Consider the following 17,831-nt stretch of genomic DNA (forward strand, 5'->3'; position numbering starts at 1 on the left):
TCAGGAAGAAAATCCGCGCCCATCACGATCAGCCATCGTGATGGGCGCCGTCTCCCTACCGGCGTGCTGCCTTGCTAGAACTCTTCCCAGCCACCGGCGTTGGCCGCCAGTGTCGGTTCGATGCGGGGTGAAAGCGCAGCGGGCCGACGCACTGGAGTGACCGTCGCAGCTACCGCTGCCAATGCAGGGCGTGCCACCGCCGCCGCCGTCGCCGCACCCGTGCGGAACACCGAAACCGCCTCGGCCAGCAGGTTGGCCTGCTCTTCCATCGAGCGTGCCGCTGCACTGGCCTCTTCCACCAGTGCCGCATTCTGCTGCGTGGTCTCGTCCATCTGCACCACCGCCTGGTTCACCTGTTCGATGCCCGAGCTCTGCTCCTGCGAGGCGGCGGAGATATCGGCCATGATGTCGGTCACGCGCTGCACCGACGCCACGATCTCGCCCATCGTGGTGCCAGCCTGGCGAACCAGCGCCGATCCATCGGCGACCTTGCCGACCGAATCCTCGATCAGGCCCTTGATCTCCTTGGCCGCACCGGCCGAGCGCTGGGCCAACGTGCGCACCTCACTGGCCACCACCGCAAAGCCCCTGCCCTGCTCGCCGGCGCGCGCAGCTTCCACCGCCGCGTTCAACGCCAGGATGTTGGTCTGGAAGGCGATGCCGTCGATGACCGAGATGATCTCGGCGATCTTCTTCGACGAGGCTTCGATGGCCGACATCGTGGTGACCACCTGTCCGACCACCTCGCCGCCCTGCGAGGCGACACCGTGCGCGCCGATGGCAAGCTGGTTGGCCTGGCGGGCATGCTCGGCGTTCTGCTTCACGGTAGAGGTCAGCTCCTCCATCGACGCAGCCGTCTCTTCCAGGTTCGCCGCCTGCTGCTCGGTGCGCCGCGACAGATCGGTGTTGCCCGAGGCGATCTCGCCTGCCGCCAGGTTGATGCTGGACGCGCTGGACTGGATGCGGCCGACAATCTGCTTGAGCTGGTCGACGGTGGCATTGCAGTCATCACGCATGCGGGCGAACACGCCATGGAAGTCGCCCTGCATGCGCACGGTCAGGTCTCCGCGCGAGATCGCCTGCAGCAGGGTCGACACCTGCACCAGGTTCTCGTCGGTGGTCTGCATCAGGCGATTGAGCCCGGTCACCATGTCGCGGAAATCATAGGCGAAGCGATCTTCATCGCCGCGCAGGCTGAAATCGCCCGCCGCCGCTGCCGTCGCCAGCCGGCGGATCTCGCTGTTGATCGCCGACAGGCTGGTCTTGGTCTCGTCCATGGCCTGGGTGATCGCCGCCTTCTCGCCCGGCAGCGGATCCATGTCCACCGACAGGTCGCCACGGGCGTAGTGCTTCATCACCTCGATCAACCGGTTCTGCACCTGCACGTGCGAGCCGACCAGCGCATTGGTCTCATGCACCATGCGCCCGTAGTCGCCGGGAAAGGCACTCTCGTCCATGCGGTAGCTGAGGCTGCCCGCATCGTGCTGGCGCGCCAGCTCACCCTGCGCCGCCATCACCGACTGCAGCTGCGCCTGCATGCGCTGCATCGACCGGAGCAACTGGCTTACCTCATCATTGCCGGAGGCGTCGATGCTGCTGTCCAGCCGCCCGTTGGCGATGCCATCGGCCAGCTTCACCGCCCCTTCCAGCGGACGGGTCAGGCTGCGGGTGATGGCCCACGCGGCCAGTGAACCCAGTATGAGGCTCAGCACGCCGAACACGATCGACAACGTACCGGTCCAGGATTCGGTTGACCGGTATTCCTCGCGGCTGCGCGCGGTCAGCGCTTCCTGATGCCGCAGCAATGTCGAGATGGCCTCGTTCCATGCGGTTGCCAGCCCATGCTCGGCGAGCAGTTCCTTGGCCGCGCCGTCGAAATCACCGGCCTTCATGCGCTCGTGCAGATGCTGGGTGGAGGCATCGGTGGCCTTGCGTGCCGCGTCGATCTTCGCAACCAGGGTATCGCCGGTGGCATCACGCGGAATCTTGATGTATTTGGCCCAGATGCCGTCGTAGGTCCGCGACAGCTCCTGCGCCTTCTGATAATCCTTGTCGAAATCCTCGCCACGCTTGATCACCATCAGCCGGCGGTGCATCAACACTGCGTTGTTGGTATCCAGCATGTCGTTCAACAGCCGCATCTTCACCATGTTGACGTCCACCACTTTCTCGAACTGGGCGGACTTCAGGTGATTCCCGTACAGCACCAGGCCGACGATGGCCACGATGAACAGCAGCAGCAGTCCAAACCCGGCACCCAGCCGGGATCCCACTCGGAGGTTGCGTAAGGCGAGCATCTCAATTCCCTTGATCATGGCCGTACGATCGATGGCGGCGCAGACAGGGGAAACTTTATGGGTCGATATTATTATATCGATCCAAAACTCTGGAACTGTGCAGACAGGTGTGAAATCAGACGACCCACGAAGGCGTTATATCCATAAGGTATATCGCCACGGGTAGCGCGAATGGGATCAGGCCGGGGCCTGCCCCCCCGCTATCCGGCATTACGGTGCAGCAGGCCCCGGGAAGACCAGATCCTTTCCGAGCCTTGCCGCATAGACGCTCTCGAACTGGAACGAGAGCACAAATCGAAACCCACACGTCGCGGCGTAGCGCTTTGTGAAGCGGCAGATTTCCTCCCAGGCGCTTTCAAACCCGCTCGCGCGGAAATGAAACGAGCCGAGCAGGCCCACCTGCCACTCGACTTCAAGCCCTTCCGCTACGAGCGCCTCCGGCGGGTCGACGATGCCGAACCCGAAGCTGGTGTTGGACGCTGGAAGATACCCATGCAGACCGTCAGTACCGTCGGAGTACTCGGCCTGGATCGAATCCAGGGCGTGCAGCACGGCATCCAGGTCGGCACCGGCTTCGGCTTCGGCTTCGAGAAACAGCGAAATGCTCATTACTTGTGCAAGTCGATAAGGGTATGCCTGTTGAAGAACCGCATCTTCCCCTCGATCGTGAAGTCCGTGCGCCTGATTTCACCCAGCATCATCTCGCGTTGGGCGTCGTTCAACGTACACGGCTCCAGGACATTGGCCTTCAGCACTTGACCTGGTGGCGCCAAACGCAACTCGACAATGCAGGCATTGCCCTCGGTTGGAACGCCCGCTGGCCACGCCGTCATTGCGATCGCACGCATTTGCTCCTGGTACACCACCCGCTCCGCTTCCTCTATCTGCGGGTCCGGCAGATACGGCGGGTTCGCCGCCACGTACACGGCAGACTGCGTGGGCGTTGGCTCTGATATCGAACCAACGATCAGTTTGATAAGGGTGTTCTGTGAGGCCGTTACCGCCAAGGCGATCACCAGAGCGGTGTAGCTGACGCCGCCAGCCTTCTGCAGTTCAAGGTGCCGACGATGTGCCCCGCGATGCTCGGCATCAACCATGCGGACAATCCTTCGACAGTGCGCCAGGTACAGCGGATTCGCCAGGATTCCTGCAAGTACGCGAAACACCACGAAAGAGAGCAAGGACAACCATGGCAGCCCCAGCAGCGCGAAGGTGGTCATCAGCAACGGCGAAAGGATGAACCAGATCGCGCCCCACGCATGCATGCGCCGGAAGAAGAACCAGAGTGACGAGAACAGGAATGCCGGCCAGTTCCATCGCCTTGGCGCCCTGCCGCATGCTTCGTACAGCCTCCAGTAGTGGAGATAGGTGGAGAACCTGTCTCCTACCACGATCGCCAGTGCGTCCTTTTCGCTCAGCCCATCGGAGGCTGTATCTGTGCGCTGTACTGCTTCACCGTCGGCGCTACCGAAGGTGGGTTCAATCCTTGCTCTCATTATCTTTTATCCAAACTCGCCACGAAACTCGACCTTGCTCCAGACAGGCTCCTCTGTCACCTCAGCATGAGGCCTACTGCGGCCGACAAGAATCTCGAATTCGAAGTCACAACCAAATTCAAGATCCTCTTGCATCGCCAGCCCCCCCCCTTTCAATCCCTATTGCCATCAGGGAAGCCGCCGCCCAAACCCCTACGACCTAACCTTTCCAACCGACTCCACCCACTCAACCCAGACAGAGGAATCATTCGGACAACCGGAATCACTTAGAGGCGACATGAGACGCCCAATAACTTCGAAAAGCGGAAGATCCTCACCGGATCGATCAAAGATCGCCTCGAGGAATACCAGCATTACTGAGAACGCATCCAGCAACGTCAAACGTCCGCCTGATGAACTAATTTGCGCGCTACAGAATTCATAATTAAGAGCATTTCCATCGACTGAAACCTCAGCAAATGCGTCGCACCAGTCACCCCACATTACCGGGTCGTTGGGCAAGCCATTCGCCCACAGAAATTCCCCTCCCGAAGACAATAGATCAGCAAGAGTGCCCTGCCCCCTCTCCATATACTTATTCAGGAAAAGGCATTCGGCGGCCTGAAATAATGGCATGGGACCGCCGCAAGATTATCTATTGGCGCTTCAACCAAGAGTTGCAGCACCTCTCGGAATTCATTGCAAAGGATCCCAAGGCGACCTGAAGAACACAAGCCCATCAAGAAGATCTCCTCGACTGTAAAACTCACCAAACAATCGAAGTGCAACATCGACATCACTGCACACTTTTCGAGAATCCCACATATCATCGTCAAATTTTACGTAGCCACTGGCCGTTCCATCATCAGGCCCACACCACTCCAGAATTTCCATCCTCATATCATCCGAAGAAGTAAAAGCAAGCATTCTGAAATTGCCCGGATTTGCGTCCATGCTCATCTTTCGAATGTAACCGCTTGCTTCGAGAAGTCGCAATCTTACTCGTCCTCCTTGAGCGAACACTGCTCTAACCCCAGCCTCAACCCTACTCCAGACCACCCTCTCTGCGATTTCAACGTGCGGACTGGAACGCCCAATAAGAATTTCAACCTCGAACGCTCGATCGTCCTCAAGACTATCGTCCACCATCATTTCCATCCGATCCCCCTTACCCAAACATGGACTCTACCATTGCTCGCATCCAGTACTCTCACACTATTCAAACCGGCGCGGTCAGCAGCCTTTCCGATATCAGACATACAGAAATCACAAACGGATCTGCCTCGCACGACCATACTCATATCCTGTCCTCTCGTAAGACCTGCATCGAACGCCTGTTGAATCAACGCGATCTCGGCATGTGCGTCTTTCATATTTGAATTTGGACGCCCTGGAGGCACCAGATCTGAGATCAAGGTCGGCCGATTCGGATCGGCCAAATGAGCTGGCCGCGACCCCTGATTGGTATCCCACAGCACTTGGCCACCAATACTACTTTCCGCGATTACCTCAATTGGCTTTCCACCGCCGGGCAACATCGTGTTAAGCCTAACATCAACCTTCTGTAGCTCGAACAGATCAGATTTCAGCCTCTCGGCGGCGACCATTGATGAATCCGGAATTTGCAGAACGGGATGTTCGATTAGACCGTGACCATCAATGTTATCCGGCAGAAGATGCGGCGGCAACGAGCCATCCGGCTCCAATTTTACCGAGCGCGCCTTTCGAGCTCGTTCGAGTGCCTCTGAAGCAGCAGCCTCCAGTGCGGTGACCTTAGCCCCCTTTGCAAGGAGCGCCTCAGGCCCTGCGAAAGAACTTCCAATATCAACAACAAGCCTTCCGCCAATGTCGGCTGCCTGGCCAACGTCCTCGAAGTTCCACGAATTTCGCCCAGCCGTCAGATAGTACGCAAGGCCTGCCGTCTTTTCCATGTACCCATTAATGGCCTGACTGATCGCGTTGTTGCGTTTTTCGTAGAACGCTTGCAAGCCGAGCTTATCCATCTCCTTGTAATCCGAGACCAAGCCCAGCAGAACACTGATCTGGTTCATGCTTGCAGCACCCGCTACCAGGTCCTTTCCGCCGGTCCAGAGCCCGTTTACGAACGCAGCACCAGCGACCGCTCGATTCGTCGACGACAACCAGTCGGCTTCCGCACCGTAGCCTGCACCACGCAATAAATCGACAGTGTTCGAACCACACTCACCAACCAGCGAACAGTACACCTTCCTTTGCAGATCTTCGGTGGAAGAGTGAATGGCAATTTTTTCAAGGTTGACCCCAGAACCGGCATTATTGCTCGCAGCGATGAGCTTATCGGCGTTTTCAGCCATCCATGCGTCATACTCCCCCTTATATATAGGAGAGTTATGCGATTCCAGTGCAATCTTCGCAAGTGATCGCTGCTCACTGCACGCGATAGACCCTGGCACTTGGCATGCCATCATGAGCTTGTAATCGCGCTCAGCGGAGAGCCGCTCGAAGTTTTCCTTGATATCGCAGTCTTTACCTGCATCAGAGCAGATAACAGTCGCCTGAAGGTACTCCATCCGCTCGTCATGATTCAGGTAGTTGTTCTCAACGGCGTTTTTTGCGATACCCATGCCCAATGTCGCGCCAGAAATACCTGCACCGGAAAGTCCTCCCGCCATTGCGCCGACCGCTTGTCCGAGCACCCTTACTTGCTCCGCCTGCTCGGGCGACAACTGCCCCTTATTATGCTTGGCGTAGTAGTCGCCCAGGAACTTCGCCGCCAGCTCACCACCACCGGCCGCCAACGCCCCACTTCCCGCCGACCCACCATTGGCCTCTGCCAACAGCGCGCCCAGCAGCGCGTGCGACAGCATCTGCATGGCCTCGCTAGGCACAGCACTCTGCTTGTTCGGGTCAAACGTCTTGCCGATCAGTTCAGCCGCATACGGCGCCAGCGCGTTGGAACCCAGCTGACCCAGTCCCTGTCCTTCAACACCACCGACCAACGCGCTGGTCACTGCGCCGAGCGCGCGGCCATAGACGCCATCAGGGGCCCACTTCTGCTGGGTCACCAGTGCATCGGGGTAGGATGCATCGAACGCGACGAGGCGCTTGAACTGCTCGTCCGAAGGAAGCGCATCGAATGCCCGTCTCTCTTCGGGACTCATCGGCTCCCGATATTTATCCGTGATCTTCTTCGCATCTGCACTGCCAATATCCCAGGCAATCTGCTGGCTGGTGGCCATCACCGTCCCCGCCGCAGCCGCCATCGCCTGCTGGTCCGCCAGCAGCTTGCTCGCATCCGGCAATGCATCCAGCGCACGATGCGCTCCACTGGCGTCGGTGTTGATGCCCAGCTCGGCCGCCGACGTCTGTCTGCCACCGATCGTGATGTTGCCCTCGGTCAAGGTGGCCAGGGTGGAGCTGCTGTCGCTGCCCTTTTCCATCATCGGCAGGCCCGGACCACCTCGGGGTGCGGCAGTTCCCGGCTTGGGCGTCCAGCCATCCATCTCCCCGCCCGCACCACCACTGATGCTGCCGGAGCTGGCCGTGTAGTCCATGTGGTTCTGCAGGTCAGTGAACGTCAGCGAGTCCGCAGTCAGTTCACTGTTGCCCGCATCGGTGCTGGCAATCGCACCACCCACCAGGTTCACGTGGCCGGCATCGACGTGGTACCCGCCATTACCGGCAAACAGGCCGCTCTGCTGGCCAACACCCTGATAGCTGCCGCTGGCCTTGCCTGCACTGGCGTAACCGTCGGCATTCCACGCAGTGCCGAACGACACCTGCACGCGGCCACCCACCTGGCTGTTCCTGGACATGCTCTCGGCGATGTCCTGCAGCGACTCGATCGTCAGCGTGCCGCCGGTCTTGACGTCGATGCGATCAGCGGACGCTGTGGCGCCACGCAGCGTGGTATCGCCGTCGGCCTTCATCGAGATGTTCTTGCCGGTCAGCGTGGTGTTCTGCCAGGTGCTACTCTCGGCATTGGCCTTGCTGCTGCCAACACTCGCTTCGGCGTACACATACACGCCGGTCTGCGCGCCTACAGAGACCCCACGCCGACTTCGGCGCCGGCATTGCTGCTCTTGCTGCGGTCGGCCACATGCGCCTTGCCAGCTTCCAGCAGGATATCTCCGGCCGAATCCAGGCTGAGGGTGTTGCCTGCACTCAGGTTGCCCTGAACAACATGGATGTCGCCCTGGGTGCTGGTGAGGTTGACGTTGCCGCCGCCCTGGATGGTGGAACCACGCGACACCATGCTGCTGCCATCGGCACTGCTGTTGGCGGTCTTGAAGCCGATGCCTGCTTCAGCACGGAACAGTTCGCCACTGCCGCCATGGCCGGAAAGCGCCGAGATCGCACTGGCTGCCTGGTACGCGTTGGCGCCCGCTGCCATGCCCTGCATCTTCTGCAGGCGATCATCTGACTGACGGGCCGCGTCCACGTTGTTGATCAGGTCGATCAACGGCGACTTCACCCGCGCGAACACGCCGATCTTCAGGTCCTTGTCGCTCTGCGAGTAATGGCCACTTTCGTCGGCGGTCAGCAGCTCGATCTCGGCAGCGGTGATGTTCACGTCCTTGGCTGCCACTACATTGCTGGCCGTCTGCGTGTACTTGCCACCGGCGGTCAGGTTCACGCTGCCACCCAGACTGCCGATGCTGCTGGCCACCTGTGACACCTGCGCGCTGTCGTCCTGGTGCTGCTCGCGGTGCCAGCCGGAGAACTTCTCGGTATCCGATATCTGTACCGTGCCGATCGCCTTGCTGTCCGACGTATTGGCGTTGCTGACCGTATCCTGCCCGCTGCGGACCAGCAGATCACCGGCCGCACGGATGCTGACGTCCTTCTCGGCGGCGATATTGGCTGCGGTCAGGCTGATGTTGCCCTCGGTGGTGGCCATGCGCACGCCGCCGCCGACCGACAGCTGCGTGCCGGTGATGGTGTCGCTGCTGCCGCTGCCCTGGCTCTGCGAGTTGTTGGTACCGAACGGCAGGCCGCTGGTGTTGTTGGCAAAGCCCCAGCCCTTGCCGCGGCTGCTGCTGTCGCTGCGCTCGGTGTTGTGGGCCACGTCGAACACGATGTCCTTGGTGGCCAGCAGCACAGCGTTGCCCTCGGCCGACATCTGCGTGCCCTGGCTGAGGATCGAGCCCCCATTGGCAATCAACGTGAGATCGCCGCCTGCAGCCAACTGGCTGACGCGGGCATCACTGGTCGAATGGCTCTGTTCGCTGTTGGTGCGCTGGCTGCCGGCAGTCACCACGGTCGAAGTGGTGGCCGCGCGCAGGCCGGAGGCTGCACCTTCAGCGGTGCGGGTGATCCGCCCCATTGCCGAGCCACTGTCGGCCATGCCGTCGGTGGTCGAATCGCGGGCGCTGCGGTAGGCCTTGGTCGGATCGTAGGTCACGCCCACCGAGAAGCCGCTGGACTTGCTGGCCTGGCTGGATTCGCTATCCGTGGTGTCCTGCCGCGCCAGCAGCGCAATGTCCTTGCCCACCAGTGTCAGGTTCTCGCCTGCGGCGACGTCCGATGCCCCGATCGTCAGTGTGTTGCCAGCATTGATCAGCACATTGCCGTCGCGCGAGGCGATCGCCGATCCCACCTGGGTGGTGGACTGCTCGGCGCGGGTGCTGCTGTTCTTCGCGCTGCTGTATCCAACCGATGCCACGCCGTTGCCGAAGCCTCCGGTAACGCCCGATTTCTTTTTGCTCTCGCTGGATTCACTGCTGTGATGGTCCTCGGCGGCAGTGATCAGCACATTGTTGCCAGCCCCCAGGATCACGTTGCCGGTGGCATCGACCACCGCACCTACCGCAGTCAGATCGCGGCCAGCCGTGATGTTGATGCGCTCGCCCTGGATCGCCGTGCCGATGGCATAGCTGTCGCTGGCGTCGACGCTGCGCGTGGTGGTGGTGCTGGAGAGCGTCTTCTTTTTCTTGTCGTAGCTGTCGAGGCTGTAGTCGTGCGTCTCGTTGGCTGAGAGCAGGTTGACGTCGCGGCCCGCAGCCACGCTTACCGTGCCGTCATTGCTGTCGACCAACGCGGCGGTCAGGTTGACGTCCCGGCCAGCCTTCAGGAGCAGATTGTCCCCTGCCTGCAACGTACTGCCACGCACCGTCTCATCACGCTGGCTGACCTGCAGCGAGCTGCGCTTGCCCGCATTGGCAAAATCGCGGCTCTCGCTGTCCACCAACGCCTGGCTGTTGATGTCCCCACCGGCCTGCAATGCCAGGCCGGCCCCCGCCTTGATCTGCGCGGCGGCCAGGGTGATGTCCTTGCCAGCGGCCAGCACCACATCGCCAGCGCCCTGCACCGACGAGGCGGCATGTGTCGTCCTGCTGCTGCGCTGGTGGTTGCGCTCGTCGAAGGTGGCGTCGCGGCGTTCCTCCAGCGCAATCGCGCCAACATCCAGATTGCCGCCTGCGGCCAGCTGGGTCAGGCCGTCAGTGCCAGCGTTGCGGATCTGTGCGGCCTGCAGGCTGATGTCACCGCCAGCCACCACCGACAGCATGCCGTCGCCACTGGGGTTGGTTACATACAGGCCGGCGACCCGATCGATGCGGTTGGTCTCGTACTGGTAGCTGCCACCGCCCCGCTGTGTCTCCACCGTGGAGGCCACCGTGACGTTGCCCGCCGCCTTGACCGACAGCGCATCGGTGGCCGTCACGGCGGCACCGACAACGCGGATGTCCTTGTCCGACGACAGCCCGACGTACTGGCCGGAAATGCTGCCGCCGAGGTGCTCGATGTTGCCGGCATCGATGGTCACCAGCTTGCGGCCGGCGATATTGCCGGTGTTGACCAGGCCATTGCCCAGTTTGATATCGACATTGGCACCGGCCAGCAGTGCACCGTTGCCGTCCAGGTCGCCCGGTCGCAGGCGCAGGTAGACCTGCGGCACCAGCGCGGTGGTGGTGCTGCCATCGGCCAGGGTGACGGTCTGCTCGACCAGCCAGACGATGTCACTGGTCAGCTGTGCCATCTGTGCTTCGGTCAGCGCCACGCCGGGGCGCAGGCCCCATTCGCTGGCCACCGTGGCACCGGCCTCCAGCAGCGCGCGGTACTGCGCCTCGTCACTGGCGTAGCCATCGAGGAAACGGCGACCGGTCAGCTGGCCGATCTGTTCGCGCACCAGTTTCTGCTCGTAGTAGCCATCGCCCAGGCGTTTGTGCACGGTATCGGGCGAGTAGCCCATCTGGCCCAGCAGGTGGTCCGAGCTCAGCCAGGTCTTGTGGTCGGTGAAGCGCGGATCGGTCTCGACCAGATAGTGGCCACTGTTGGGATTGACGTTGAACAGGCTGGCGCTCGGCGCGCGCGTGTCCGGTGCACCCATCGCGATGCGGTCCGGTGATCCACCACTGGCCGCGACCACGCGCGGCCCAGAGGTGCCGCTGTTGCCGGCCACGCCGCCGACGTTGCCGCCCTGCTGAGTGCCGGCGGCATCGGCCGCCTGCGCCAGCGCGCGTTCGGCACCGGTGCCGGTGGACTGGCCCGGCCCCTGCGCACCGCCATGGCCCGGCCCATCCGGCAGCGACTTGGGCCCCTGCACATTGAGGTTGGCCATGGCCGAACCGTTCTGCACGTTCGGCGCGTTTCGCCCCTGGTTGAGGTTGCTCAGGTCACCGACGTCGATGACCAGCGTGCCACCACTGGTGATGCTGCCACCGATCCTGCCGATCTCCTCGGAGATCGTGTCATTGCTCCAGGTGACCCGTTCGTTGCTGTAGGTGTGACCCACATTGTTGAATTCATGGGTGCGGAACAGCGTCTGCGCCAGGTTCTCCACCTTCGCCGTCGCGGTCAGTCCCACGATGCTCAGGTTGCCCCCTGCGGCGATGCTGCCGTAGTGGTTCTTCAGGTTGTCGGTGCCGATGCGCATCGCGCCGCCGGAGCGGATCACCGCGTCGGCGCCTACCCCGGCGCCGAGCACATCTTCGGTCACTGTCCGGGTCGCGATGCGGTACTGCTCATTGCTGCTGACGTTGTTGCCACCCGAGCCGCGCGGATTGGTCAGCGTATGGTCCGGATCGTTGTAGTCCTTGTAGGTCCACAACTGCACGCAGTTGGTGGTGCAGGTTCCGTAGTTGCTGGAATAGGTCAGCTTGTCGTCGACATAGCGGAATGCCGGCGCATCGGGATGCAGGGTACTCAGCTCGGCGAACGGGTCATCCGCGCCGACACGCACCTGGTCCGGATTGACCTGGTTGTCCTGGCGGCCGACGTAGTACATCACCACCGTGCCATCCTGCACGTTCAGGCGCGCGCGCTCGCCCAGGCCGGCATACAGGCCACCGCGTCCGAAGAAGTAGGCACTGGTCTTCGAGCTCAGGCGCACCACCGCGCGATGCACGGTGAAGCCATCAGGCGTGATGTGCGGCGTGTCTTCGAGGATGTCGGCCGGGTCGAGGTAGTACACCTCGTGCGCGGAGTAGTGGCTGGTACTGCGGATATCCTCGGTGCCGTTCTTGCCGTTGCGCCACCATGCCGGGCGGTCCAGCCGCACCGGATCCATCACGGTCGTGGCCTGTGTGATGACCACGTTCTCGCGGATGTTGTTGACCACCTGCGCATCGATGGACAGGTTGCCGGTCACATCGATGACCGAGCTGATGTTGTCGATCCGCCCGGCAATGCCGCTGGCGATCCGGTCAGCGTCGAGCGTGCCGCCGATGGCAGCATCACCACCGCTGTAGATCAGGCCCTTGCCGGTGTTCTGCAGCTCGCGCACGCCCAGGTCCAGGCGCTCACGTGCGGCCACGGTGCCGACGCGGGTGGCACCACCGGCCTCTTCGGCGCGGTTCTTCAGCACGCCGGTGGAGATCGCCACGCGATCACCGTAGATGCGCCCGGTGCCGAGATTGTCGATTTCGCCGGCCTCCAGGTGGGTCAGCGCGCCATCGATCAGGCCCCGGTTGGTCAGCTGGCCACGGGCATTGAGGTGGGTCGTGCCCTGGCTGGAGATCTCACCCGAAGCCGCATTGGTGATGTTCTGGGCGTTGAGGTCGAGGTTGCCACCGCGCACCACACCCTGGTTGTCGAGGTCGCCGGACAGATTCAGCGACAGCGTGCCGTTGGCGATCCATTCGCCACGTTGGCGCATGCCCTGCTGCAGGGTGAGGCCGAGGTCACGCTGCGCATGCACCTGGCCGTCTTCGCTGAGCGCACGTGCCACCAGGGTCTGGCTGCCATCGGCGCGCAGCAGGCCACCGCTGTTGGCGACGTTGTCCGCCTGGCTGTCCAGGTTGCCGCCGGTGCTGATCACGCCGCCGGTGTTCTGCAGCTGGCCGTTGATCTGCAGCCGCGCACCGCCATCGGTGACGATCTGGCCCTGGCTGTTGTCCAGCCACTGGGCGCCGAACTGCAGCTGGCCCGCCTGCAGGCCACGCGTGCCGTCGCCGCCACGGGTGTTGCGGTTGTCCACGCTGGCGGCAGTGAGGGTCAACCGCTGCCCGGCCGCGATCGCGCCGGCGGCGTTGTCCAGGTGCCCGGCCAGGGTCAGGTCGAGGTTGCGCCCGGCCTGCACGCGACCACTGGCATTGGCCAGGCTCGCCGCCTGCAGGGACAGATCCGCGGAGCTGGCAAGTGTTCCACCGCCACTGTTGTCGACGCGGGCCAGCAGCAAGCGCGCATCGCCTTGTGCATTGACTGCGCCGCCACGGTTGTCCAGCACGCCACCATCCAGCTGCAGCTTCCCGGCTGCCAGCAATCCACCGCTGCCGGCGGTGGCGCGGTTGTCGATGTCCTGCCCGGCCGTGTTGATGGTCAGGTCGGCCGCCGACTGCACGCGACCACCCTGGTTGTCCATCGCGCCACTGCGAACGATCAGGTCGCCCTTCTGCGTGCCCAGCGTGCCGGCGCGGTTGTCCAGCCGCTGGCCGCGGGTATCGATGTCCAGCTGGCCGCCCAGCAGCGTACCGCGCTGGTTGAGCAGGCCATTGGCCTGCAACTGCAGGCGTTCGCCGGCCTGCATCGCACCGTCGCTGTTGTCCACGCCTCCTGCCGTGGTCACCGTCAGGTCCTTGCCAGCGACCAGGGTGCCGTGGCGGTTGTCGAGGCTGTCGGCGTCCAGGGTCATCGTGCCGGTGCTGGACAGCAGGCCCTGCTCGCCATTGTCCAGGCGACCGTCAACGCCCAGCACCAGCGCGCTGCCGCCCGCATGCACGGTGCCGCCCTGGTTGCCGAGGCTGTCAGCGGTGACCGTACCGGCACCGCCGAGCAGTATGCGGCCCTTCTGGTTGTCCAGAGCGTGGCCGATCGCCAGCGTGGAGTGACCGGTGCCTGCGCCCTGCAGCGTGCCCTGCGCATTGATCAGCTGCTGCGCGGTGACATCCAGCGCGCCATTGCTGGCGAGCGAACCACCGCGATTGTCCAGCACACCCTGTACGCGCAGGCGCAGCGCGTCTTCACCCGTTGCGGTAAGCGTGCCACCGGCGGTGGTCAGGGTGCCGGCAGTGATGTCGACGCGGCGCGCCGAGGTGGTCGCCCCGGTCAGATCGAGGTTGGCGCCATCCAGCGCAAAGCTGCCATTGCTGAGCACGCTGCCGCCCTTGCCCAGCAGGGTCTGCGCCGAGACCTGCAGCTGGCCGCTACCGGCGTGCTGGATCCTGCCTGCGCTGTTGTCCAGCGCCTGCGCCTGCAGCGTCAGGTCACCATTGCTGGCCAGCGTGCCACCGGCATTGCCCAGCGTCGTCGCCTTGATGCGGCTGGCGCCTTCACCGCTGGCGATGATGCGGCCACCGGCGTTGTCGAGCGTGGCGGCCTCAAGGTCGAAGCGATCAGCGCCCAGCGTCGCGTCACGATGATCCACGTCGTCGGCGCGCAGGGTCAGCGTGGCCGAGGAGACCAGCGTGCCCTTGCTGCCGTCCAGGCGGCCGGTGGTGATGTCCAGGCCCTGGTTGCCAGCCTGGCGGATGCTGCCGCCACTGTTGTCCAGCCGTGCGGAAGTGACCGCCAGGCGGTTGGCGTTGCTGGCGATCGTGCCTTCGTGATTGTCCAGCGCTCCGGCGATCTGCAGCGTGCTGTCAGCCGTACCGGCGCCGCTGAGCGTGCCCTTGCGGTTGATCAGTTCGCCGGCCTCTACCTCCAGCGCGCCATTGCCTGCAATCGTGCCGCCACTGTTGTCCACGCGCTGCGCCACGCGCAGCCGCAGCGCGCCGCTGCCGGTCGCGCTGAGGTTGCCGCCAGCGTTGTCCAGGCGCTGCGCGTCGATGGCAATGCGCTCGGCCTGGGTAATGCTGCCGGCCCCCAGCAGCAGGTCGCCGCCCTCAAGCTCCAGCGTCGACTGGCTGAGGATGCGGCCGCCCGCACCCTGCACGCTGTCGGCGCGGATCTGCAACGTGCCGCCGCCGGCGTGTTCGATCGCACCACTGCGGTTGTCCAGCCATGCCGCCTGCAGCCGCAGATCACCGGTACCGGCCAGGCGGCCGCCGCTGCCGTTGTCCAGACGTTCGCGGGCCTGCACCTGCAGCGCGCCGCTGCCTGCCGCCAGCACCTTGCCGCCCTGGTTGACCAGGCTGCCAACCTGCAGCTGCACCTGGCCATTGCCGGAGATGCCTCCGCCGCTGTTGTCCAGCGTGTCGCGCACCGTCAGCGCCACGCCCTGCGTGCCGGCCGACTGCAGCGTGCCCTGCTGGTTGTCGATGCGACCGGCGTCGATGCGCAGCCCGCCGTTGCCGACGATCTGGCCGCTCTGGTTGTCGAGCGCATCGCGCACGTCCAGTGCCAACGCCTGCGTTCCCTGCGCAACGATCTGGCCCTGGCGGTTGCGCAACACATCGGCCTGGATCTGCACGCGCTGCGCCGACGTGGTACCGCCACTCACGTCCAGCTCGCCGCCGGACAGCACCAGCGCGCCGTTGCTGAGCAGGCGCCCTTCGCTGCCACGCAGGGTCTCGGCCTGCACCCGCAGGCTGCCGGTGCCGGCCTGCTGTACCAGCCCCTTGCGGTTTTCCAGCGTGATCGCGGTGAGGCCCAGATCACCATTGCTGGCCAGCGTGCCGCCGGCGCTGTTGTCCAGCACCGTGGCCTTCACCGAACTGGCACCGGTGCCGAGCGACAGCAGGCTGCCACCCCGGTTGTCCAGCGTCCCGGCGACGATGTCGAACCCGGCCGCACTGAGCGAGCCGTTGCGCAGCTCGGCGTTGCCGGCCGTCCATTGCAGGCGGCCCAGCGTACTCAGCCGGCCACCGGCGCCAGCCCAGTCGCCCGTATCCAGCTGCAGGCCCCCCTCACCGGCATGTTCGATGCGGCCACCGGCATTGCCGACCTGGCCTGCGCGCAACGCCAGCTGCGTGGCATTGGTGGCCAGCAGGCCACCGTCGTTGTTGAACAGGCCATGCACCGCCCACGACGATGCGGCCTTGCCGGCGTGCCGCAGTTCACCGCCGCGGTTGTCGAGCGACTGCGCCTCCAGCAGCAGGCCGCCGGCCACGCTCAGCGCGCCCTTCTGGTTGGACAACAGGCCCACCTGCAGCGCGGCATCGCCATGCACCTGCAGCGTGCCGCCCTCATTGCGCAGCTCGCCCCCGGCCTGCAGCGCGCTCACTCCCAGGCGACCGCCGCTGTTGTCGAGACCGTTGCGTGCAGCCAGTGACACCGCGCCGCCGTTGCTGATGCTGCCGCCGTCGTTGTCCATCGTGCCGGTGATGGCGATCAGTCCCTCGGCCAGCGGCAGCGCCGGCGACGTCGGCGTGCCGGTCGAGCCGCCATTGCCGCCGCCGGTTCCCGGTGTTCCGGGCGTGCCGGTTCCGGGCGTTCCGCTACCGCTGCCCGGCGACGTACCGCCGCCAGGGCTGCCCTCATTGCCACCTGACGCCACGGCATCCAGTGTGCCCAGCAGGCCATTGTTGCGGTTGCTGGCCGCGTCGGCCTTGAGCACCAGGGCCTGCACGCCGGTCTGTTCAATCGCGCCGCCCTGGTTGCGCAACCCCTGCGCCTGCAGCTGCAGGCGCTGCGCATTGAGCGTGCCGTTGCTGTTGTCCAGCGTGCCGCCAGACGTGATGGCCACCTCACGCGAAGCCGCGATGGTGCCGGCATTGGCAAGGTCGCCACTGACCTGCACGCGCACGTTCTGCCGCGACTGCAGCGCACCGGTGTTTTCCAGACGGCCATCCACTGTCACCACCAGCTCGCCGGCCTGCGCACCGATGCTGCCGGCATTGCGCACGCCCACGCCATGCTCGTTGCCGACCAGCCAGATCTTGTTGGCGAACATGCCGCCCAGCGCGCCGACGTCCAGTGCGAACGTCGGTGCCTCGCCGCTGGCCGCGTTCGCGCTGGCCTGGCTGTGGTCGGCACTGACCACGTTGCTGCCCAGCGTTGCCTGCAGCTGGTTGGCCCAGATGCCGGCATTGACCTTCAACGAACGGGTGATCAGGTCGGTGTAGTCGGCACGGCTGCTGTCCAGGCCATCGCCATCGATCTGGATCGCACCGCCGGTGACACGGTAGCCCTCAAGTGCGCCTGCACCGCTGAACATCGGGGTGCCGGTGGTCAGGGTCACCCGGCTGGCATTGAGGAAGCCGCCACCGTTGACCTGGATGCCGGCCGGGTTGGCAATGATCACTTCGGCACGCTGCCCGGCCACTTCCACATAGCCGTTGAGCCGGCTGGCCGGACCATTCACTTCATTGAGGATGACCCGTGCACTGCCAGTGGCCAGCCACGGGTTGCCCTGCACCCAGCCGCCCAGCTGCGTCTGCACCTGGCCGCGGGCGTTGTTGAGGATGGCGCCTTCGCGGCCCACGTCGAACTGCGAATAGCGGTTGCGCGACACACCCGCCGCCGACGGCGTGGTGATGTTCACCATCGGCACGCCGTTGGGTGCCGTCACCACCGTCGGCCGTTCACGGCCCGGCGCGTTCGGATCGGAACTGATGCGTGCATCGGACTGCGCCAGCGCAGGTGTTGCCAGACTGACCCAGCCCAGTGAGCACATCAGCGCGAAGCCCAGCAGCGACAGTGCCGCGCTCTGCCGGCCCGGCACATGGCCGACCAGGCCACCGCCGCCCTTCACCAGCTCTGAAGCCACCTGCCAGACGCGCAGCGCGCGGTTGAAAACCAGACGATAGATAGTGTTCATGTC

The 17,831-nt window shown here is 64.1% G+C and carries 6 protein-coding genes; all 6 read right to left on the reverse strand.

Features of this window, described 5'->3' with window-relative positions; all coding sequences use genetic code 11:
• Positions 1-74: 74 nt before the first annotated feature.
• The gene (locus ACXI0D_RS05970; protein WP_119007261.1) at positions 75-2,297 is read right to left on the reverse strand and encodes a methyl-accepting chemotaxis protein; all 2,223 of its coding nucleotides are present in this window, start codon (positions 2,295-2,297) and stop codon (positions 75-77) included.
• A 210-nt stretch (positions 2,298-2,507) separates the two neighbouring features.
• Positions 2,508-2,906 (reverse strand): hypothetical protein, encoded by a 399-nt coding sequence (locus ACXI0D_RS05975; protein WP_119007105.1) that lies wholly within the window; start codon positions 2,904-2,906, stop codon positions 2,508-2,510.
• Entirely contained in the window at positions 2,906-3,793 is an 888-nt protein-coding gene (locus tag ACXI0D_RS05980; RefSeq protein ID WP_119007107.1) for a DUF2628 domain-containing protein, read from the reverse strand. The genes ACXI0D_RS05975 and ACXI0D_RS05980 overlap by 1 nt, the downstream gene beginning before the upstream one ends.
• Before the next feature lie 675 nt (positions 3,794-4,468).
• Positions 4,469-4,924 carry a DUF6911 family protein gene (locus ACXI0D_RS05985; protein ID WP_479642410.1) on the reverse strand — a complete coding sequence of 152 codons (456 nt, stop codon included), beginning with the start codon at positions 4,922-4,924 and terminating at the stop codon, positions 4,469-4,471.
• Positions 4,921-7,776, reverse strand: a complete 2,856-nt coding sequence (locus ACXI0D_RS05990) for a cytidine deaminase-like fold-containing protein (RefSeq protein WP_479642411.1) — start codon at positions 7,774-7,776, stop codon at positions 4,921-4,923. The genes ACXI0D_RS05985 and ACXI0D_RS05990 overlap by 4 nt, the downstream gene beginning before the upstream one ends.
• Before the next feature lie 14 nt (positions 7,777-7,790).
• Positions 7,791-17,828: a two-partner secretion domain-containing protein gene (locus tag ACXI0D_RS05995; protein ID WP_479642412.1), complete on the reverse strand. Its 10,038-nt coding sequence runs from the start codon at positions 17,826-17,828 to the stop codon at positions 7,791-7,793.
• Positions 17,829-17,831 lie beyond the last annotated feature (3 nt).

Source organism: Stenotrophomonas sp. C9D9, from assembly GCF_056491205.1.

What these genes read in the sequence shown, in the direction of transcription:
- ACXI0D_RS05970 (WP_119007261.1), bottom strand. Translation starts at nt 2,297, where the DNA reads ATGCTCGCCTTACGCAACCTCCGAGTGGGATCCCGGCTGGGTGCCGGG.
- ACXI0D_RS05995 (WP_479642412.1), bottom strand. Translation starts at nt 17,828, where the DNA reads ATGAACACTATCTATCGTCTGGTTTTCAACCGCGCGCTGCGCGTCTGG.
- ACXI0D_RS05975 (WP_119007105.1), bottom strand. Translation starts at nt 2,906, where the DNA reads ATGAGCATTTCGCTGTTTCTCGAAGCCGAAGCCGAAGCCGGTGCCGAC.
- ACXI0D_RS05985 (WP_479642410.1), bottom strand. Translation starts at nt 4,924, where the DNA reads ATGATGGTGGACGATAGTCTTGAGGACGATCGAGCGTTCGAGGTTGAA.
- ACXI0D_RS05980 (WP_119007107.1), bottom strand. Translation starts at nt 3,793, where the DNA reads ATGAGAGCAAGGATTGAACCCACCTTCGGTAGCGCCGACGGTGAAGCA.